Below are 21,149 nucleotides of genomic sequence, written 5' to 3' on the forward strand. Positions count from 1 at the left end.
AAAAAAAACCCCGGCATGGTGGCCGGGGTCTTTTCAACACGGCGGATCAGGCATCAGTAACGCTTGATGTCCGCCTGGCTTTCCAGCTGCTTGCGGTAGGCGGCAAAGTCTTGCTGCCCAACGCGCGAGGCCAGGAAGCGACGGTATTGCGCCTTCTCTTCCTCGGTCGGCGCGGCCGCTTCGTTGACGCCATTGAGCTGCAGCACCAGCAGGTTGCCGTTAGGCAGGGTCACGCTGGTGAAGGTCGGCTTGTCCTTGGACTCAGGCTTGGTCATGCGGAACAACGCCTGCAACACAGTCGGATCAATACCGTCCTGGCCACGCGTCACGGCGTGCGCCACCTTCCAGTCCTGGCCATCCACCGGCTTGTTCAGCGCGGCCTTGCCATCACGCAGGCTGGCAATCAACTCTTCAGCCTTGGTCTTGGCCGCGGCACTGGCGTGCTCTTTGGCCAGCTGCGTGCGAATGGCACTGGCAACGCTTTCCAGCGGCAGTTGCTCAGGCTTGCGGTGCTCCTTGGCACGCAATACCACGATGGTTTCCGGGTCCAGTTCGATGGCGGTGCTGTTGGCACCCTCGTCGAGGACTTCGGTGCTGAACGCGGCTTGCACCACGGCACGGTTAGCGGTGATGCCATCTCCCCCTTCACGACCGAACGGCGCGGAAGTGTGGACGGTCAGCTTCAGGTCCTGGGCCGGTTGCGCCAGATCGGAAGCTTCGAACGACGAGTCTTCCAGTTGCTTGGTGGCCTCGACGAAACGCTGCTCGACCTGCTGGGTCTTCAGATCGCGGGTCAGCTTGCCCTTGAGGCTGGCAAAGCTTGGTACTTCTGGCGCTTCGACCCCCAACAGCTTGATCAGGTGGAAACCGAAATCGCTACGCACCGGCGCCGACACCTGGTCCTTGTTCAACGCGTACAAGGCTTTCTCGAAAGCTGGGTCATAGACGCCAGGACCGGCAAAACCAAGGTCGCCGCCGTTGCTGGCCGAACCTGGGTCCTGGGAGAACTCCTTGGCCAGCGCCTCGAAGCTTTCGCCCTTGGCCAGACGTGCCTGAATCTCTTCGATCTTGGCCTTGGCCTGGGCCTCGTTCACCTTGTCATTGACTTCAATGAGGATGTGCGCGGCACGGCGCTGCTCGGACAGGTTGGCGATTTCTTTCTGATACAGCGCTTGCAGGTCTTCGTCCTTGACGCTGACCTGATCGAAGAAGGCAGCCTTCTTCAATTCGATGTAATCAATCACCACCTGATCAGGAGTCATGAACTCCTTGGCGTGCTGGTCGTAGTAGGCCTTGACCTCTTCGTCGGTCAGCTTGACGGCTGCCGGGTCGGCCTTGACGGTCAGGGAAGCGAAGTCGCGGGTCTGTTTTTCCAGACGAGCAAATGCCAGCACTTGAGCGTCGGTGACAAAACCGCTGCCAGCGATGCCTGCACGCACCTGGCCGATCAGCATTTCCTGAGTCAGCATCTGGCGAAATTGCAGACGGGTGTAACCCAGTTGACGGATCACCTGGTCGAAACGCTCGGGGCTGAACTTGCCATCAACCTGGAATTCCGGTGTCTGCAGAATCACCTGGTCCAGAGCGCCTTCGGAGAACGCGAACTTGGAATCCTGTGCGCCTTGCAGCAACAGCTTGCGGTCGATCAAGCCTTTGAGGGCTGCTTCGCGCAGCATTTTTTCATCCAGCAGGGAGGCATCGAAGTCTTTGCCCAACTGTTGCATCAACTGACGACGTTGCATGTCGACGGCCTGGCTCAACTCGTTCTGAGTGATCTCCTCGCCGTTGACCTTGGCCGCGTCCTGGTTATGGGTAGTGGCCTTGAAAATGGCATCGAAACCGGTCAGCGCCAGCAGCGCGACGATGACCCCGATGATGGTTTTGGCAATCCAGCCTTGTGAATTGTCCCTGATATTCTGCAGCATGCGTCCCCCAGAAACGGTTGTACTTCAATTTGAGCAACCGTGGAGCGTGGGTAGAGTCCGGATAGAAGAAAGGCGCATCCGAGGATGCGCCTTCTCGTAACTGGCGGAGCGGACGAAGGTGAAACTTGCGACCCTCGGCGTGAACCGGTGATAGACCGGTCGACTGGCGCCCCGCTGCCAGATCAGGCATGACCCCGACCCGGATGGGCAAAGACCCTGAAGAAACTTAGTTAACAGCTTCTTTCAGTGCTTTACCGGCTTTGAAACCTGGCTTTTTAGCAGCAGCGATTTCCAGAGTCTTGCCGGTCTGTGGGTTACGACCGATACGCGCTGGACGATCAGTTACGGAGAAAGTCCCGAAACCAACCAGTACCACAGAGTCACCGGCCTTCAGAGCGCCAGTAACGGATTCGATTACTGCGTCCAGCGCACGGCCAGCAGCAGCTTTCGGGAGATCAGCAGATGCAGCGATAGCATCAATCAGTTCCGACTTGTTCACTCTAAGTCCCCTTATATATCTATGAGTATGATTCTAAGTTTTTTGGTGAAAGCAAAAACGAGTGCTGAATGGCCTACAGACACTTAAGAGCCGCTTTATAACAAGGGCTCTAAAAAGCTGTCAAGGAAGCCCCCCAGGCTAATGCGTACTAATGCGTGCTAATTCTTTCCTTAGAGTCAGACTCGCGTTTTTCGTCCTTTGCAACTATCTCGGGAGCCACATCCGGCAAGGGCTCCGGCGCGTATTGCAGCGCAATTTGCAGGACTTCGTCAATCCATTTAACGGGTTTAATCTGCAGATCTTGCTTGATGTTGTCAGGAATTTCTTTCAAATCGCGAACATTCTCTTCCGGAATGATCACGGTCTTGATTCCCCCCCGATGAGCGGCGAGTAATTTCTCTTTCAAACCACCGATGGCCAACACTTGACCACGTAGCGTGATCTCACCCGTCATCGCCACATCAGCCCGCACCGGAATACCGGTCAGCGCCGAAACCAAGGCCGTGCACATACCTACGCCAGCGCTAGGACCGTCCTTCGGAGTCGCCCCTTCCGGCATGTGAATGTGGGTGTCGCGCTTCTCGTGGAAGTCCAGGGGAATGCCCAGGCTCTTGGCCCGGCTGCGCACCACGGTCAATGCGGCAGTGATCGATTCGACCATGACATCGCCCAGGGAGCCAGTCTTGATCAACTGCCCCTTGCCCGGAACCACGGCGGCTTCGATGGTCAGCAGCTCGCCGCCCACCTGAGTCCATGCCAAGCCGGTCACCTGACCGATCTGATCCTGCTGCTCAGCCAGGCCGTAGCGGAATTTACGCACACCAAGGAAGTGCTCCAGCAGGTCGGAAGTGACCTTGACCGAGAAGCGTTTTTCCATCGCGTGCTCTTTCACCGCCTTGCGGCAAACCTTGGCAATCTGCCGCTCCAAGCCCCGTACACCGGCTTCGCGGGTGTAATAGCGAATGATGTCGCGGATGGCGTCCGGATCAAATTCCAGCTCGCCTTTCTTCAAGCCATTGGCCTGAATCTGTTTGGGCGACAGGTACTTGACCGCGATGTTGATCTTTTCGTCCTCTGTGTAGCCAGGCAGACGAATCACCTCCATCCGATCCAGCAGAGCTGGCGGAATATTCATCGAGTTGGAGGTGCAGAGGAACATCACATCGGACAGGTCGTAATCGACTTCCAGGTAGTGATCGTTGAAATTGTGGTTCTGCTCGGGATCCAGCACCTCGAGCAATGCCGAAGCCGGGTCACCGCGCATATCGCTGCCCATCTTGTCGATTTCATCGAGCAGGAACAGCGGGTTGCGCACCCCAACCTTTGTCATCTTTTGAATCAATCTTCCCGGCATCGAACCGATATAAGTCCGACGATGCCCACGGATTTCCGCCTCATCACGCACACCGCCCAGGGCCATGCGTACGAACTTGCGGTTGGTGGCGTTGGCAATCGACTCCGCCAGGGAAGTTTTACCCACCCCAGGAGGACCTACCAGGCACAACACCGGGCCACGAATTTTCTTCACACGCTTTTGCACTGCGAGGTATTCGAGAATCCGTTCCTTGACCTCCTCCAGGCCATAGTGGTCGGCATCGAGGATATCTTCGGCGCGCGCGAGGTCGAGACGGACTTTGCTCTGGGCCTTCCAAGGCACCTGAACCAGCCAGTCGATATAAGAGCGCACCACTGTGGCTTCGGCAGACATTGGCGACATCTGCTTGAGCTTGTTCAGCTCAGCCTGTGCCTTGGTCATTGCGTCTTTTGGTAGGCCAGCGGCATCAATGCGCTTTTTCAGCTCTTCGATTTCGTTGTGGCCTTCGTCACCATCGCCCAACTCTTTCTGAATGGCCTTCATCTGCTCATTCAGGTAGTACTCGCGCTGGCTGCGTTCCATTTGTTTCTTGACGCGGCCACGAATGCGTTTTTCCACCTGCAGCAGGTCGATCTCGGCGTCCAGCAACGCCAGGACATGCTCAACCCGAGCAGACAGATCAATGATTTCGAGAATTTCCTGCTTCTGCTCGATCTTCAACGCCATATGCGCAGCCATGGTATCCACCAGGCGGCTTGGCTCGTCGATGCTGTTGAGGGAGGACAACACCTCGGCAGGAACTTTTTTGCCCAGTTGCACATATTGCTCGAACTGGGACAGCAGACTGCGAACAAACACTTCCGACTCACGATCAGGAGCATCGACTTCGTCAATCAGGGAGACTTCGGCACGGCAGTGACCATCAACTTCGCTGAAGCGTTCAACAGCGCCACGCTGCTCACCTTCAACCAACACCTTGACGGTGCCATCAGGCAACTTGAGCAACTGCAGGACAGTCGCAATGGTACCTACGCGATAGAGTGCATCTTCACCGGGATCATCATCAGCAGGGTTTCTCTGTGCCAGCAGAAGAATCTGCTTGTCGCCCGTCATCGCTGCCTCGAGGGCTTCAATCGACTTCTCGCGCCCCACGAACAGCGGGATAACCATGTGCGGATAAACCACGACATCACGCAATGGCAGGAGAGGCAATTCGATGGTTGTCTTCATGATTTCGCCTCTACGGCGGCCGTACGGCCGTAAACAGATGGAAGTAAGCTTGAAACCAAGATGGGGGCTGCCTGGAAAAAAAACAAGCTTAAAGACAGCACTTTAAGGCGCTAAAGACAAAGGGGCCCGAAGGCCCCTTCTTTCATTCCAACGGCGCGACGCTTACGCGTCTGGCGCCGCCTTGGCCGTCGGCTCACTGTTCTCATAGATGTACAGTGGCTGGGACTTGCCTTCAATAACGCTTTCGTCGATCACTACTTTACTCACCTCGGACTGCGAGGGGATTTCATACATAGTGTCGAGCAGAACACCTTCAAGAATCGAGCGCAGACCACGAGCACCGGTCTTGCGTTCAAGTGCCCGCTTGGCGACCGACTTCAGCGCATCGGTACGGAACTCCAGATCAACACCTTCCATCTCGAACAACTTGGCGTACTGCTTGGTCAAGGCATTCTTCGGTTCGGTGAGGATCTGAATCAATGCAGCTTCGTCCAGCTCATCCAGGGTCGCCAGCACTGGCAGACGGCCAACAAACTCCGGGATCAGACCGAACTTGACCAGATCGTCAGGTTCGACTTCACGCAGGGATTCGCCAACCTTCTTGCCCTCTTCCTTGCTGCGCACTTCAGCATTGAAACCAATGCCGCCGCGGGTAGAGCGGTTTTGAATAACCTTTTCCAGCCCGGAGAACGCGCCACCGCAGATGAACAGGATATTGCGAGTATCAACTTGCAGGAATTCCTGCTGCGGGTGCTTGCGACCACCTTGTGGCGGAACGGAAGCAACCGTGCCTTCAATCAACTTCAACAGGGCTTGCTGAACGCCTTCACCGGAAACATCCCGGGTAATCGAAGGGTTGTCAGACTTGCGGGAGATCTTATCGATCTCATCGATATAGACAATGCCCATCTGGGCTTTCTCTACGTCGTAATCGCACTTCTGCAGCAACTTCTGAATGATGTTCTCGACGTCCTCACCCACATAACCAGCTTCGGTCAGGGTGGTGGCATCGGCAATCGTGAACGGCACATTCAATAGACGAGCCAGGGTTTCCGCCAGCAGCGTCTTACCCGAACCTGTAGGGCCGATCAGCAAGATGTTGCTCTTGCCAAGTTCGACGTCGTCACTCTTCTTGTCACGCTGGTTCAGACGCTTGTAGTGGTTGTACACCGCTACCGCTAGAACCTTTTTTGCACGCTCCTGACCAATCACGTATTGATCAAGGATGCCGCTGATTTCTTTAGGCGAAGGCAATTTATGCGCGCTGCTCTCGGCCTGTGCTTCCTGCACCTCCTCACGGATGATGTCATTGCACAAGTCGACGCACTCGTCGCAGATAAAGACCGAGGGGCCGGCAATCAATTTGCGTACTTCATGCTGGCTTTTGCCACAGAAGGAGCAATAAAGCAGTTTGCCGTTGTCCTCGCCGTTGCGGGTGTCAGTCATTCGTTCGATCCAAATCCGATAGGCTTGCAACACAAGATGAAGGCTATTGCGGGCTTTTTCAAGCCCGCCACTGATCAGAACAACCGACCAAGCCTATTTTGAGCTGCTTATTTTAAGCGGGGCGTTGGTTGATCACTTCATCGATCAACCCGTACTCACGCGCTGCTTCGGCGCTCATGAAGTTATCGCGATTGGTATCGCGTTCGATTTCTTCCAGAGTGCGCCCGCTATGCTTGGCCATCAGCGTGTTGAGACGCTCACGGATGAAGAGGATTTCCTTGGCATGGATTTCGATATCCGATGCCTGGCCCTGGAAACCGCCCAGTGGCTGATGAATCATCACTCGGGAGTTTGGCAGACAGAAACGCTTGCCAGGGGCACCAGCTGTCAGCAAGAACGCGCCCATGCTGCATGCCTGACCAATACAGGTGGTTGAAACGTTAGGCTTGATGAACTGCATGGTGTCGTAGATCGACATGCCAGCGGTCACCGAACCGCCCGGGGAGTTGATATAGAGATGGATGTCCTTGTCCGGGTTTTCCGCTTCAAGGAATAGCAGTTGCGCACAGATCAGGTTGGCCATGTAGTCTTCTACAGGACCCACCAGAAAGATCACTCGCTCCTTGAGGAGGCGCGAGTAAATGTCGTAGGCGCGCTCGCCACGAGCAGACTGCTCGACAACCATCGGGACCAGACCGCCTGCGGCCTGGATATCAGAGTTCTGCTGAATATACGAATTACGGAACATGCTCTGCAGTCACTCCCAAATAGTCACGTCTTGAATACGCATAAGCCAGCGCGAAGGCTGGCTTATGGTGTGTGCTTCGAACGAGAAGAAAATCAGTCGGCTTGAGGTGCTTCTACCGGTTTGACCGCTTCTTCGTAAGAGACCGATTTGTCGGTCACGCTAGCTTTCTGCAGAACAGTATCCACAACTTGTTCTTCCAGCACAACCGAACGGACTTCGTTCAGTTGCTGCTCGTTCTTGTAGTACCAGGAGACGACCTGCTCAGGCTCTTGGTAAGCCGAAGCCATTTCCTGGATCAGCTCGCGAACGCGGTCTTCATCAGGCTTCAGATCGAATTGCTTAACAACTTCAGCAACGATCAGACCCAGCACTACACGACGCTTGGCTTGCTCTTCGAACAGCTCCGCAGGCAGTTGATCCGGCTTGATGTTGCCACCGAATTGCTGGACAGCCTGAACGCGCAGACGGTTAACTTCGTTGTCCAGCAGCGCCTTCGGCACTTCGATCGGGTTGGAGGCCAGCAGACCGTCCATTACCTGATTTTTCACCTTGGACTTGATGGCCTGACGCAGTTCGCGCTCCATGTTCTTGCGAACTTCAGCGCGGAAACCTTCCAGGCCAGCTTCTTTGATACCGAACTGAGCGAAGAACTCTTCGGTCAGCTCTGGCAGCTTAGGCTCGGAAACACTGTTAACGGTAACAGTGAACTCAGCAGCCTTGTTAGCCAGATCCAGGTTCTGATAGTTCTCAGGGAAAGTCAGGTTCAGAACACGTTCTTCGCCGGCTTTAGCACCAATCAGACCATCTTCGAAACCAGGAATCATGCGACCCGAACCCAGCACCAACTGGGTGCCCTTGGCCGAACCGCCAGCGAAAGCCTCACCATCGACCTTGCCTACGAAGTCGATATTCAGCTGGTCGTCGTTTTGTGCAGCGCGATCCACCGCCTCAAAACGTACGTTCTGCTTGCGCAGGATTTCCAGCATGTTGTCCAGATCGGCATCAGCCACATCAGCGCTCAGACGCTCAACAGCGATGTTTTCGAAACCAGCAACAGTGAACTCGGGGAACACTTCAAAAGTGGCAACGTATTCCAGATCCTTGCCCTTCTCCAGCACTTTAGGCTCGACCGAAGGAGCGCCGGCAGGGTTCAGCTTCTGCTCGACAACCGCTTCATAAAAGGAAGCCTGGATCACATCACCCACTGCTTCTTGACGCGCATCAGCCTCATAACGCTGACGGATCACGCTCATTGGAACCTTGCCAGGACGGAAGCCTGGAATCTTGGCCTTTTGGGCAGTCTGCTGCAGACGCTTGTTGACCTGGCTCTCGATGCGCTCAGCCGGCACGGTGATGCTCATGCGGCGCTCAAGAGCAGAAGTATTTTCAACAGAAACTTGCATGGATATTCCTCGTTGCACAGACGTTAGCCGGCCGTTTTCCGACCCCAGAATCAAGGGCATGCATTCTAGAGGGTCAAACTCAAGAAGTCACCCTGCTGGAAACGGGTAAAAAACCGCCGGCAATGTGAAGGCGGGAACAAAGGATTGAACCTCGCCATGAGAGCAAATATTGCGAACCAAACCAGGGGCCCTGCATCAACCCCTCTATATATAGAGGGAGTCGCTTGGCACACCCTGACAAACACCCATCAATAGCTGAAATCCGGAACCCTCAACGACCAAAGGGCAGCATTTTGTCACTCGACAAGCCCATGAGACGCGGCAACGCCAAAGTATCGAATCCAGAAACGAAAACGGCGCAGCCCTTTTCAGGTGCTGCGCCGTTATCTGCTATTAACTAGCTACTTTATTGGTGCGGACGAAGAGACTCGAACTCTTACACCTTGCGGCGCTGGAACCTAAATCCAGTGTGTCTACCAATTCCACCACGTCCGCTTGACTAACTTTTAAAGCAAAGGCGCCAGACTGTTAATCTGGCGCCTTCTTCGAATATGGGGTGGACGATGGGGATCGAACCCACGACAACAGGAGTCACAATCCTGTGCTCTACCAACTGAGCTACGCCCACCATATTGCGTTACTTGTGCCAAAGCTGCCTAATGGCGCACCCGGCAGGACTCGAACCTGCGACCATCCGCTTAGAAGGCGGATGCTCTATCCAGCTGAGCTACGGGCGCCTTATTAATCTGTATTCTTTAACGATTACAAACTAATTGCTTTCAGTCGTTACGAGTTAAACATCAACTCTGCCCGACCTTCTTAACCAGTGCTAGGCTGTGCCCGACAAGTGCGACGAATGTTATAGACGGTCCGGCAGGTCGTCAACTCTTTTTTGAAAAAAATTCATTTAATTAAAGGGGTTAGGGGAATTTGCAGACCAAGCGCCTTTGCCCTCACGTTCCGACATGCGAGAATACGTTCTCTTTTTCTCTCCCTCTCGATGGTTAATCACGCGTCATGACTGCACAACTAATCGACGGCAAAGCGATCGCCGCTAGCCTGCGCCAGCAGATCGCCAAACGCGTCGCCGAGCGTCGCCAGCAAGGCCTGCGTACTCCAGGCCTCGCGGTGATTCTGGTCGGCAGCGACCCGGCCTCTCAAGTTTATGTCTCGCACAAGCGTAAAGACTGCGAAGAGGTCGGCTTCCTTTCTCAAGCCTATGACTTGCCCGCCAACACCACTCAAGAGGACCTGGCCGGCTTGATCGACCGCCTCAACGATGACCCGAACATCGATGGCGTCCTGCTGCAGTTGCCGCTTCCCGAGCACCTGGACGCTTCTCTATTACTGGAACGCATTCGTCCAGATAAAGACGTGGATGGTTTCCATCCTTATAACGTCGGTCGCCTGGCCCAACGCATCCCCCTGCTGCGCCCCTGCACCCCCAAAGGCATCATGACACTTCTGGAAAGCACCGGTGCCGACCTGTACGGCATGGATGCTGTGGTCGTCGGCGCTTCCAATATCGTCGGTCGCCCGATGGCCATGGAACTGCTACTGGCCGGTTGCACCGTGACCGTGACCCACCGTTTCACCAAGGACCTGGCAGGCCATGTCGGCCGAGCCGACCTGGTGGTCGTGGCCGCCGGCAAGCCGGGCCTGGTCAAAGGCGAGTGGATCAAGGAAGGCGCGATCGTCATTGACGTCGGCATCAATCGCCAGGATGACGGCAAGCTCGTCGGCGACGTGGTGTACGAAACCGCCCTGCCCCGCGCCGGCTGGATCACCCCGGTACCCGGCGGCGTCGGCCCCATGACCCGTGCCTGCCTGCTGGAAAACACACTGTACGCAGCCGAATCACTGCACAGCTGAGTGGCCTGCCGCGACAACAGAAAACCCGCCATTGGCGGGTTTTTTTATTCTGTAATTGCAGTCTCGCGCGGGCCTTTATCGCCCCGGACTCTTAGCCCGCGAACGCCTTTCTGCCCTATGCTGCGCAGAGGCCTACCGCTCAGGAAAAAAGCGTGTTTTTTCTTTGTTTTTAAGGGCTTTCGGCTGACCACCGAAGAACATTCGACAGTTCTTCAGCTATATTCATAAGATGTTTTCTGCGGCTTCCAGCGGGTCGCAGCGGGATAAACCCCAGCGTTTCCTGGGGTTCTACCCACCACCGCCACGCACCAAGCACCCACCCAACCCTCCCCGTGGTACAGAAACTGGTACAACCAGTTTTCCCGCCCCCGGCGTTCTGCCGACCTCACACCAGCCCTCCCCCTCTACAGTTCGTCGGCGCAAATCGCGCCCCGCCCAAGCCTCGATTACTGTATGCGCATACAGCACTGGATTCGAGGTAGTACCGTGCACACCGAAGACGACACAGCCGATTGGCTGGGCATTCCCACGCCCCTGGAAACCTGCAAGCAGCACATCCTGCTGCTGGAAAATGAAGTTGCGGAGCTGAACCTGCAGCTGCGCGCAGCCCGGGAAAACATCTACAAGCTGGTCAACATGCAGGCCCAGACCGAGAGGGACCGCGACGAGGCCCGAGCCCGCGTGCGTGAAAAGGCCGGAGAAGCTGCATCGTTGCGGAAAAAGGTCAGCGACCTTGAGCTGAGTGTTCGGAGCAAGGACCGGGCGAACGAGGATCTGCGCCGGCAGATACCGCCATCGGCCAGGATACGTTAGCGATCATGGTTTGCCGGCGATGTTGTCGTAGGCCAGCTCACACGCCATGCTACCCAGCAATGGGATACCGAACACTGCTCAAGTAGATGAATCTTGTCCCATTGCTTACGCCGTATACCTGAACAACACCCGTTGGCTTCACGATCACGAATGCGTTGCCGCTCGGCACCCCTGACGAAGGCGCGATTGGCACCGAGAACATAAGTTCTGTCGCCGGGCAGAACATCTCGGGCAAGTTGATGATGGTAGCTGTGTTTGGCAGCGGGTCAGTTATCACGGATATCACGCCGATCATCGAAAACATGTCGGCTTGCACAGCATATTGCGGAACCTGCGTTGCCCCCTGTGGCGAGACAATCCAAGCTGCCGGCACAGCGCGGGCCGGGATTGTCTTCTCTGGCAGTGGCTGCATATCAGCAATTATTGCCCGGGCCGCGCCGTATCCCATCAGCATGCGGCCATAGTCATCTGGGTGAACGTTGTCCATCACTACTGGTGCGTTGTCGGGGTAGCCGAGCAGTTGCGGGAAAATGCCCCCCATATGCTCGAGCGTCCGGAACACCGTCACGCCACGAGTTGCCAGGAAGCGCAACAATGTGGCCCTTGTAGGAGATCCTCCGGTGCTATTCGTTGTGGCTTGTCCGATGTTGCCGTAGAGCGCAGCGTCCGCAGAGCCATAAAACATCGTCGGAATGCCGACAATTGGAATCACACGGTTGGCATTGCACTTGTCGATGATCTGCCCGATGTTCGCAGTCAGAACCGAGGGCGCCTGGCTCAGCTGGATATCGTTCACACCGATGAGAGGAATGCAGTAGTCGAAGCCGCTGATGTCCTCAGCGAGGAAGCGCGTCAACTGCTGGCTGCTAGTTTCACCAGACACGGCAAGGTTGCGAAGCTCGACAATCTGCGCACCACCTATACCGGAAATGTACTGCCGCATGTAGTCGGTGTAGGCGCATGGAACAGCTGGATCGCCAGTCGAGTCACCCAGCACCACGATCCGCAGAGGCTGCTTGCCCATCACCCGGACTTTCTGCGCGATGCTCATGCCAGCAATCGAGAGGCTTTCAGTGTTTGACGCAAAGCCACCCCCAAAGCCGGCCTGCAAGATCACGCCGCCAGCATCCCGAACGCGGATCAATTCCACGCCATTGATCAGTACAGAGTAGGAGCGGTAGGAGTGGATGCGCACAGACATCAGGCCTAGAGAAAACCTATAGCTGTCGCGGCCAGTCATGAAATTGCTGATCCCCAGACTCTCCACGATAGGGTTTGTGCCAGACTTCACTGCCGTCTGGATCTGTCCACCGCTTGCGTCTTGGCGAACGATCGAGAACCCTGCATCGGTTATCACGCCGGCGATCAGGATGCCGCCAAAAGTGGGAACGCTCATGTAGGCCGTGATCTCACTGCCTGGCCGAACTGGTTTACTCGTCAACACAAATGCACTGTTCGAGACTGGCTGCCAGACAATGGCATCAGGTGACACGGTGGCCGGCGTCACTGGAGTAACAGGGCCATCAGGCCATGAAATGCGGTTGTTATTGGTCAAGTTCATGTTGACATTGACCAATTCGGGGGCTTCGCCGTCTGCAAGCGACATGAAGCCGCTCTTCTCCACAATGTTGCTGTAAGCGCGCGGCCCCAAATAGAAGGTAAACCCCTGATCAGCCAGGCGGATTGGCAACTGGCGGGTAGATTTCACACCTGATGCAATCATTGGCGATGGCAGGCCCACTTGGTGGATGGTGACACCAGGGTCCGGATCCCAGACAAAGCCGGCCAGGGTTGCGAATTGGCCGCCGTTGATCAGGTAGCGCCCGGTGCTTGTCTTGGGAAACCGTACTCGCGCACCACCTGGATATGCAGCGAAGATCGCCTGCAAAGCCGCGTAGCAGTTGGTACCGGTCGTGCCATTGAAGTCATCCACGGCACCTGCGAAGTCCTGAATGCTAATGACTTCTTCGGCTTTCCGGCCCAGGTCACGACCTCGGTGGCCGATCAGTCGCCCGCCGTTCGGTCCGGACATGTCCTGCACAATATGCGGAACACTGTATGGATCGACATAAAGCACGTTCGCCGAGTTATTGACTGGCCCCTGCCCCGTCTCAAGAATTCCCGAGACATAGGTCTCGACGGACTTTTTCGTGGCCGCGTCCTGGTCTTCAACAGGGTCTTTCACGCTGGCAATACGTCGGCCTTCAGCGAAGAAGTAGTCACGTCCAAACGGTCGGGTAAGCGCCCTAGTGAAGGTGGTGAGACCCTGCTGAATCAACATGGTCAGCTTGTCGAAGGCGTCTTCATGGATTTCAGCCAGGAACTTACCCTGGTTGCGTAGCGACGTTTGCTGGTAGGCGTCCATTTCCCTGGAGACGACCAGCTTTCCCGGACCAGCCAGAACCATGGCAGTGACCACCTCACCGCCCTCATCATTGCCAGCACCATGGACCGTGTACTGTGTGCCGAGGGTAAGGATGCTGCTGACACCAGCGGGATCTACATACGTTACAACCAGATCTTCGTTGACCAGGAACTTGAAATAGAACGGGTAATTGGTGGTAACCCCATTGGTATCAAATTCAGCAATGCTGCTGATAGTGTTGACTGTCACGGTAATAGCTCCCTTTCTTTGGGCAAAAAAAAGCCCCGCACATGGCGGGGCCCATTGGGGTTTATCTGGTTAGCGGGCTATGTCCAAAGGGTCCAAATAGCTCTGCGATGGCCGCACCAGGAACTCCTAACCTATCTACCGCCAGCGGCGCCCAGGTCCGGCAGCCTTGATGGAGACATTTCCCCAGGCTCCCACCAGTAACTCTGACCAAATTCACGCTGGGCTCGACGCTCCATACGGCGCAGGTAGCCGGGGGAAAAGTATTCCTGCAATTGGTGAAAAATCATGTGGTCGGTGGCGGCCTTGGTGTACCAAAGATTTGCACCAGGAATGTGCCCTTTACCCAGTTGGAGTAGGCGCGCGCCAATAGTCGATGGGTCTTTGTCGTCCAACACTGCGTCCGCGGTAATTCCACGCAGACTGAGCAAGGTTTCCGCGTCACCGGCTAGCGGCCCACCGATAGCAGCCAATGCGGATGTTCCGCCCTGGGTGGTATTGGAGAACAGAAAGTCACCGTAAAGCGACAGAGCGCCCCCTTTGAGCATGGCGGCCAAGCCGAAACGCAGGCCAGGAACACCTCCAACTTCATCATCCAGCATGTTCTTGGGGTCACGTCCGCTGGCAATTTCGTTGATTTGCAGGGCAATCGCCCCCAGCACCGTAGTGGTGGCGAAGAGCGCGGCGGTGTACCCAGCTTTGCCCCAGCCGGTCTCCTGCGCCAATGCGCGCTTGAAGTGCTTGATAATCATCGAGACCGGGAAGGACTTGAACTGCCAGAAGCTACGCATAAGCTCGCCGCCCCACTCTCCCCGCTTGTTGTTGCCGTGCATGAAGGCACGCTCACGAGCGCCTGGCGCAGGTATCGCCATACTCGTTTCGTCAAGGACAACCCCCAGCAGCTTGGTGGCAGCCTGCTCCCTTAGCCTGCTGGCAGATACGCCGAGTTTCCCAACCAGTGGCGCCAGATCCGCATCAGCGATGCGGTAGATACTGCCGGCTGTCAACACCTGGTCACCAGCGCCACGCCAGTCTTCCGGCTGGGCAAGGCGCCACACAGACCAGTCCTGATCGGTGATACCGCGTGACTGCATAATCTTTCGGTCGCCCGCCTCAAGCGCCGCCAGCGAATCAAAGCGCCGGGTAAGGTCACCGGTCACGTCCATCATGACGGCACCAAACGCGCGGCGGTTGCCGCCATCGATCGCGTTCATGCCGGACAACTGCAGGATCTTTGTGGCGGCAGTTTGCGAGTATTTTGCGGTTCGGCCGGCAATCTCGCTATCAACTCCTAGACCATCAGTTCCCCACCGACTCAAGCTACCGATCAGTTGGTCGATGCCCAGGCCGGCGCGCATGGCGATACGGCGGTGGCTGGCGTCGGCTGGGTTCAGCATCCGCGCTTCATTGGCGAACACCTTCATCACCGGCATTCCATTGATCCTAGAGGTTATGGCAATGGTGCCTTGATCACTCAGGCCGGTGATCACCGCCGAGCCAAGTTTGCCGGCCACGTTGGTCGCGCGGTAGGTGTCGAAGGCATTGGCCATACGTGCCGATGCCGGAGGTTCGCGCGTGCCAGCCACTTCTGTGTAAAGGTTTTCCAGCCTGCGCACCTGCTTATCCAGGGCTTTTAACCTCTCAGGCTTGGCTAAAACCACCTGCTTGTAGGCGGTTTCGGTATGGAACCGCATGGCGTTGTTCGGATTCGGGCCCAATGTTTCGAGCAGGGCGATATCCCTGGCGGCGCGATCGATATGACCAAGCATCAGTTCCATCAGGTTGCGGTCGCCGTACTTGGCCTGGGCCTGCATATAGGCGTCGGCATCCTTGTAGTGGATCTGGCGCGACTCGCTTCCACGGTTCGCCCTGGCCGAATTTCCGGCGAACCGACCAGGCATGATCTTGTTTACGCCACCGGTGGCCACCGTCTCGTGGGCGTGAGTGAAGAATTCCTTCAGTTCGGCATCCGTCATGCGGCTGCCGTCTTCATTCATGTACTTGCCGCGATTCGCCCAGGCGACGTGGTCGGCAATCCAGGCATCCTTATTTCTGGCGGCCTTCAACTGGCCGTGGCTGCGTGGGACGGACCAGTCATCGAGCCGGCCGACATCACCGCCGGCTCGGTTGAACCGCTGGCGTAGTCTTTCAACGACGTCATGGAACTGCTTGGCCACCACCTTCGCCTCGGGAACACCACTGCTCTCTCTATGGAGTTCCTGCACCAGGGCGCGGCTTTTTTCCGGATCGGCGAACAAGCCCATCATCTTGCCCCTGGTGAAATCGATAGCATCGACCATGCTGCCCAAGGCTTCGGCGCGAATCCCATTCGCTGCCGACTCAATCGAGAAGATGCCAGGGCCATCAGATGAAAATGCCAGCATGCGGTCAAGGGCCTTGAGCGGGTCGTCTGGGAACTGCGCCATGATGTTCTGCACGCGGTCGTGGGCCAGGATCGTCAGGGCTACGCGCTGCTTCTTCTTCGCTGCCTCGGCCTTCAGTTCCTTCGCTGCTGAATTGGCGGCTTCGGTCAGGCGATCAGCTGTGGTCTTGGTCTGCCATGCCGGGTCGCTTTGAGCGAGCTGGCGCATGTTTCGCCTGATGCGCCCTTCGATGTCCTTGATTTCTGGCTGGTTGAGCGCTCGGCCGATGGCCTGCTGTACCGCCTGGATGCATTGCTGTTTCATTCACCAAACCTCAGGGAACACAGGGCGGCCGCGAGGAAGCCCTTGGAGTCGTTGTTTGCGCGGGCGATATCGGCGTCAGCTTCGGCGAGAAGCTCGCGAGCGGATACAGTCACGGGGTTGCCATCTGCATCGAGAGCCCCGGTCGGCAGTTGAATGTCGCGCTCGCCGCTCACGATTGAATCGACTAGAGCCGGCAGCTCGCCATCGATACCGGCAAGAGGGTCTGCCAGAGCAGAAGTATCATCAGTAGCGCGCGGCGCCGACGGCGCAGGCTGTGTTTCGTCAACCGGAGCTGGAACGTCATCAAGCGCTACTGTTTCAGTTTCCGCCCTTGGTGCGCTGCTTTCGGCGTCAACTGTTTCGGCTCTAGCCGGCGGCGTTACGGGGGGCGTCTCGGCGTCTCGAACCGGAACCTGGATGTCTGCGTCATCCAAAGGATGTCCAGCCTCGCGCAACAGGCGCTGGATCTCCTGACCGGCCAGGCGGTTCAGCGCCAACCCGTGATCAGGTGCCACGCTGCTGGCCAGCGCTGTGCGCTTGAATGCACCGCCGATCTGGTCCGCGCGCTGCCGCACTTGACCCTCAAGCCGAACCGGAGTCTCACCGCGGGCCATGGCCGCCAGTTCGGCGCCGGCTCGCTCGGCAGCACGATTGCCGTCCAGCAACAGGTCTATCTCGTCAACGCGCATACGAGCAGAGGCCTGCTGCTGCTCAATCTCCTGTTTCTGCTGAGCAATGCTGTCACGAGCGGCTCGCTCAGCCTGCTTACGCGTCATGCGCTGCTGCTGGAATGCCTTGGCTGCGTCTCTATAGCTGTCGCCGGCAGCGCCGTGCTGGCGATCCAGGCTTTCGATGGTGCGCCCCAGCTCAGCACGCTCGGCACGCAGGTCGCGAACATTCGGTAGGCCTGCTGCCGCCACAGGCTCAAGCTCGGCCCGGGTCTCGGCAAAAACTTCCTGTTCAGCCTGCTGGCGAGTTACGTTCTCTTCCGGCCCGATACGGTCGGAGCGGATAAAGACTGCATCGTCAATGGCGCCGGCGACATTGACTGGCTCTCCGCGCGACATCTGCTGAATTGCGAGGTCCAGGGCATTCTGGTGGGCGGCGCTGGATGCGGCATCAACCGGAGCGCCAGGCGCGGTTCCGTGCTGGGCATGGGTACCGTTGTTGCCGGCCAGAGCGGCGTCGATTGCTTCCGGTGATGCATGGGGTCGGCCAAGACCGCGACCGATGCCCCAGAATGCGCCACCCAGCACGGCATCAATCAGCAGGCCGGTTCCGTCCAGTGCCCGGTACTGCTGTGCCTGCTGATGGTAGCCCCGCGACTCCAGAAGAGCAGAAGTGCCGCCGCGCGAGACAATACCCAGGCCAACGTTGGCGCCGACGGTTGCCACGGCGTCACCACCCAGGTTGCCGAAAATGCGAGCAGCTGGGATCAGGGCTCCAGCACCATAGGTCAGAGCATCAATAGCGCCCTTGGCGGCAGCAGTACCAGGGTCGATCCCTTCCGACTCAGCGACGACAGTGCCGCTGTACCCCGCCGGCGCGCCGGCCGCAATAGCGCCGCCGACCGTACCGCCGGCGAGCGTCCCGGCAATTGTGCGGGGCACCACAGCTGCCAACTCGCCCAGCACCTGCGCGGCGATGCCACTCGTCTCCGGCGCAGGGCGCAGATCCTTGATCATCTCGGCGTTGGCGATGGCCTGATCCTGAAGGCGGCCACGCTCGGCAGATGTCACATCAGGCGCTCCGCCAAAGCGTGGCTCCGGCAGGAGCAGGTCGGATGCAGCCTCAAGCCCAGAGATCCATAGATTGTTGAATCCGGACTCGACAGCTGCAGCCGTTTCGAACCCACCGCGCACCAAACCCTCACTAATGGCATCCAGTCCACCATCCCAGAATCTCGGCTCGACGGGCTGAACTGCCGGGTTCGAAAGCGCTTCCTGCTCCAGTGCACGCTGGTCATTGAAAGCCAGGTCGGTGATGAAGCTCACTGGCCACCTCCGTCGATGGTGATGGTCATAGGCTTGCCATCGGCGCCGTACTTGAACTGCTGGCCTTGCATCACGAAGTAAACGCCGTCCTTGTATTGGCGTAGGGTCAGTGCGCTTGCCATGGTTATATCTGTCTCACTCATACCTTGGGCTTTCATCGTCCCGACCAGGCGCTCGGTGGCCATATCGCGGAATGTGTCTTCAGGCATTCCCCAGGGCGCCAAGGTTTTACCACCGTTGAACTCAACCACTTCGCCTACTGATGCCTTGATCGCCTTCTTCATCAGGGTATTGTTGATCTTTCCCGATACGTCTCCGGCCTCGGCCGCAGCGCCGGTGTAATACGACTTCACGGCCTGGGCAGCCAGAGCATAGGACTGCGGCTGGCCAGCGAAAACGGCGCCAAGCTGCTTGTCGAGTGCCAGATTGAAGTCGTTCTGCTCGGGGATCGGGAATTTTCCGCCACCGTCCCGGCCCTTCTCTGCCTTGGATTTGTTCAGGATCGATTCGCCCAGGGCCATGGTCTTGGCTACATCGCCGCTGGTGACCACATCATCGGGTTTGAACCAATTGGTGTTTGTGATCATCGAGCGCTGCTTACCCGCCAACAGGCCGGTAAGAGCGCGTATTGGTGAGTCGGGGGCAATCTGCTGCATGGCACCGGAATAGGCTTTGTCATCGCCCATAGCCGCGTGCAGGGTGGCAAACAACTGAATCTGTTGTTCCGGGGACATTTCCGCGAGCTGGGCACTGATCTGCTTGGCCTCTTGTGGCAGAAGCGGCTTCATTGCGACGGTCGGACCAAATTTCTGCTGCATGCCTTGGATGGCTGATACTCGGTCATTGAGTACCACCCCAAGGTCAGGCGAGTTCAGGTCCACGGGGGCAATATCACCACCCAGTCGCTGTTGAAAATAGTCCATTGGCGATTCGGCCATCATCTTCGCCGAGGCATCGACGGCCCTGGAAAGCCGGTTCAGATTCGTGGCATCGGCAATGGTGCCGCCATCTTTTTGCAGCTTGGCTGTCTTGGCATTGATTGCCGCTATTTGCTCATCGATCGGCAGGCGCAGGATTTTCTGAGTGTCCGCTTCCTGCTTAATCAGTTCATTGAACTCAGCCTGAGCAGGCGTGCCACGGACCTGGATCCCCCACTGCTTCCACATTTCATCGGTAGCAGGGATGCCACTCGATATCTGGGCATTGATCTTTCCCAGAGTCCTTTCAGCCTTGGCTTCAGCACGTAGCTGTGCCATCTCAGCCTTCTGCTGCAACCGGTCGACCCTACCCTCAATCATGCCTCCGATCCGCACAAGGTCATTGGCAGTCATTGAGCTTTCATATTGCTTGAGGCTCTTTTGTGCGGCGTAAGGGTCAGTAGTCGCTTGGCGTTGCAGCACACCGGATACGAGCGCACTGTTGTATTTCAGCTTTTCTGCCTGTGCGGCCTCCGGCGACAACCCGAGACGCTCGGCCCTGCTGGCCAGCACTGCGTCGGTCTTCGACCGGTAGGCCTGGATCTTGGCCGGGTCCTGGTAGTCCAGGGCCGCCCCCTGCATCGACGTTTCGAGCTGCCCCTGCTCGACCTGCCCGAAATAGCTCTGGCGCTCGTTGTACTCGTACCGGTTCAGGTCGTTGGAAATGGAGTTACGCCGGCTGGCCACGATCTGCGCATACCGCGCGCGCTGCTGATCAGTTGTCAGGCTCTTGGCGACCTCCTGCTGGGCCTGTTCGAACTGCTCCAACGTCTGGTTGGTGATGTTCAGGGCGTTCTGCCCCTTGCGGGTATAGACGCCCTGCTCTCCGAACATGGCCTGCTGCTGCCACTTGGTCAGCTGGTTGTCGGCGTCCATCACCGCCGCGGTGTCGACACGCTCCCGCTCCCTGTTGACCATGATCTGCGCGCCGCGCTGAAAGCTCTGCACACCTTGAGCAATCGGCGAGTAAGTATCAGGCGTAACACCCTGAAGGTGAATTGCCCGGCCAGGCTGCTGCTCGACCTGGGCCGTGTCATAAGTTGGAACCCGTGGCATATCTCCCCCTTAAGCCAGAGCCTGGTTGTAGTTCAGGCGACCAGTGCCACCCGCTTGTGCAACCCTCGTTCCCGCACCGGCGCCGCCGGCACCTCCGAAACCACCACCGCCGCCGGCAAACGACCCAAAGGCACTGCCAAGCCCGCCCAGGATTGAACCCATGGCTGCCGACTTGGCGTTTTTCTTGATCTGCTTGGCGTTCTGCAGATCCTGCTCTGCCTGGACGCGATAGCCGTAAGCCTCGCGGGCTGCGTTGTTCTGGATGGTCAGGGCGTCCAGCTCGCCGATCATCGCGGTGTCATCCTGCAGCTGGGCTGCACTGCCGCTGTTCACGTCGATGCCATTGCCGGCCTGGGCAGTTCGCTGGGTGCCCACGGCCTGCCCTGTCCGGACACGCTGCCAGTCGGCGCTGGTATCGCCTGCGAAAATGGTTTCATCGGCCGCCCGCCGCTTGAATGCGGCGTTCTGCCCGAGCAAGTCGGACTGATAGGCGCCGCTTTCCTGGGCACCCTTCGCCTGCATCAGGCCGCCAACCAGGGCCATGCCGATTGGAATTGCTGCCATCCAGCACAT

At 57.6% G+C, this 21,149-nt stretch carries 13 protein-coding genes and 3 tRNA genes; 2 read left to right on the forward strand and 14 right to left on the reverse strand.

The genetic code is table 11. The annotated features are described in order from the left end of the window. Positions 1–53 precede the first annotated feature (53 nt). From LXM55_RS20655 to LXM55_RS20695, 9 genes are all read right to left on the reverse strand, one after another. Positions 54–1,925 carry a SurA N-terminal domain-containing protein gene (locus LXM55_RS20655; protein WP_233322077.1) on the reverse strand — a complete coding sequence of 624 codons (1,872 nt, stop codon included), beginning with the start codon at positions 1,923–1,925 and terminating at the stop codon, positions 54–56. A gap of 226 nt (positions 1,926–2,151) precedes the next feature. Beyond that, the gene (locus tag LXM55_RS20660) at positions 2,152–2,424 is read right to left on the reverse strand and encodes an HU family DNA-binding protein (RefSeq protein WP_011062271.1); all 273 of its coding nucleotides are present in this window, start codon (positions 2,422–2,424) and stop codon (positions 2,152–2,154) included. A 148-nt stretch (positions 2,425–2,572) separates the two neighbouring features. Beyond that, complete coding sequence (lon, locus tag LXM55_RS20665) at positions 2,573–4,969, reverse strand: endopeptidase La (RefSeq protein ID WP_233322078.1); 2,397 nt, start codon at positions 4,967–4,969, stop codon at positions 2,573–2,575. Positions 4,970–5,131: 162 nt separating this feature from the next. Beyond that, the gene (gene clpX, locus LXM55_RS20670; RefSeq protein ID WP_102864651.1) at positions 5,132–6,415 is read right to left on the reverse strand and encodes an ATP-dependent Clp protease ATP-binding subunit ClpX; all 1,284 of its coding nucleotides are present in this window, start codon (positions 6,413–6,415) and stop codon (positions 5,132–5,134) included. A 112-nt stretch (positions 6,416–6,527) separates the two neighbouring features. Next, the gene (clpP, locus tag LXM55_RS20675) at positions 6,528–7,163 is read right to left on the reverse strand and encodes an ATP-dependent Clp endopeptidase proteolytic subunit ClpP (RefSeq protein WP_011062274.1); all 636 of its coding nucleotides are present in this window, start codon (positions 7,161–7,163) and stop codon (positions 6,528–6,530) included. Positions 7,164–7,255: 92 nt separating this feature from the next. Next, entirely contained in the window at positions 7,256–8,566 is a 1,311-nt protein-coding gene (gene tig, locus LXM55_RS20680) for a trigger factor (protein ID WP_233322079.1), read from the reverse strand. A gap of 410 nt (positions 8,567–8,976) precedes the next feature. After that, positions 8,977–9,061: transfer RNA gene (locus tag LXM55_RS20685), tRNA-Leu, on the reverse strand. A gap of 57 nt (positions 9,062–9,118) precedes the next feature. After that, positions 9,119–9,194: transfer RNA gene (locus tag LXM55_RS20690), tRNA-His, on the reverse strand. Positions 9,195–9,226: 32 nt separating this feature from the next. Continuing rightward, a tRNA-Arg gene (locus LXM55_RS20695) sits at positions 9,227–9,303 on the reverse strand. 280 nt (positions 9,304–9,583) lie between these two features. Between LXM55_RS20695 and folD the strand changes: the two genes are divergently transcribed. Further along, positions 9,584–10,438 (forward strand): bifunctional methylenetetrahydrofolate dehydrogenase/methenyltetrahydrofolate cyclohydrolase FolD, encoded by an 855-nt coding sequence (gene folD / locus LXM55_RS20700; protein WP_011062276.1) that lies wholly within the window; start codon positions 9,584–9,586, stop codon positions 10,436–10,438. Positions 10,439–10,891: 453 nt separating this feature from the next. Next, on the forward strand, positions 10,892–11,251 hold the full coding sequence (locus LXM55_RS20705; RefSeq protein WP_233322080.1) for a hypothetical protein: 360 nt from the start codon (positions 10,892–10,894) through the stop codon (positions 11,249–11,251). Between the two features lie 49 nt (positions 11,252–11,300). On the opposite strand, the gene LXM55_RS20710 is transcribed toward LXM55_RS20705, so the two are convergent. From LXM55_RS20710 to LXM55_RS20730, 5 genes are all read right to left on the reverse strand, one after another. After that, positions 11,301–13,865, reverse strand: a complete 2,565-nt coding sequence (locus LXM55_RS20710) for a hypothetical protein (RefSeq protein ID WP_233322081.1) — start codon at positions 13,863–13,865, stop codon at positions 11,301–11,303. A gap of 131 nt (positions 13,866–13,996) precedes the next feature. Beyond that, positions 13,997–16,549, reverse strand: coding sequence for a hypothetical protein (locus LXM55_RS20715; RefSeq protein ID WP_233322082.1), 2,553 nt, complete (start codon positions 16,547–16,549; stop codon positions 13,997–13,999). Beyond that, positions 16,546–18,543, reverse strand: coding sequence for a hypothetical protein (locus LXM55_RS20720; RefSeq protein WP_233322083.1), 1,998 nt, complete (start codon positions 18,541–18,543; stop codon positions 16,546–16,548). The genes LXM55_RS20715 and LXM55_RS20720 overlap by 4 nt, the downstream gene beginning before the upstream one ends. Beyond that, a complete protein-coding gene (locus LXM55_RS20725) occupies positions 18,540–20,576 on the reverse strand; it encodes a hypothetical protein (RefSeq protein ID WP_233322084.1) in 2,037 nt (678 codons plus the stop codon). The genes LXM55_RS20720 and LXM55_RS20725 overlap by 4 nt, the downstream gene beginning before the upstream one ends. Before the next feature lie 9 nt (positions 20,577–20,585). After that, positions 20,586–21,149, reverse strand: coding sequence for a virion core protein, T7 gp14 family (locus LXM55_RS20730; RefSeq protein ID WP_442799775.1), 564 nt, complete (start codon positions 21,147–21,149; stop codon positions 20,586–20,588).

This window comes from Pseudomonas sp. Au-Pse12 (assembly GCF_021341665.1).
Lineage (GTDB): Bacteria > Pseudomonadota > Gammaproteobacteria > Pseudomonadales > Pseudomonadaceae > Aquipseudomonas.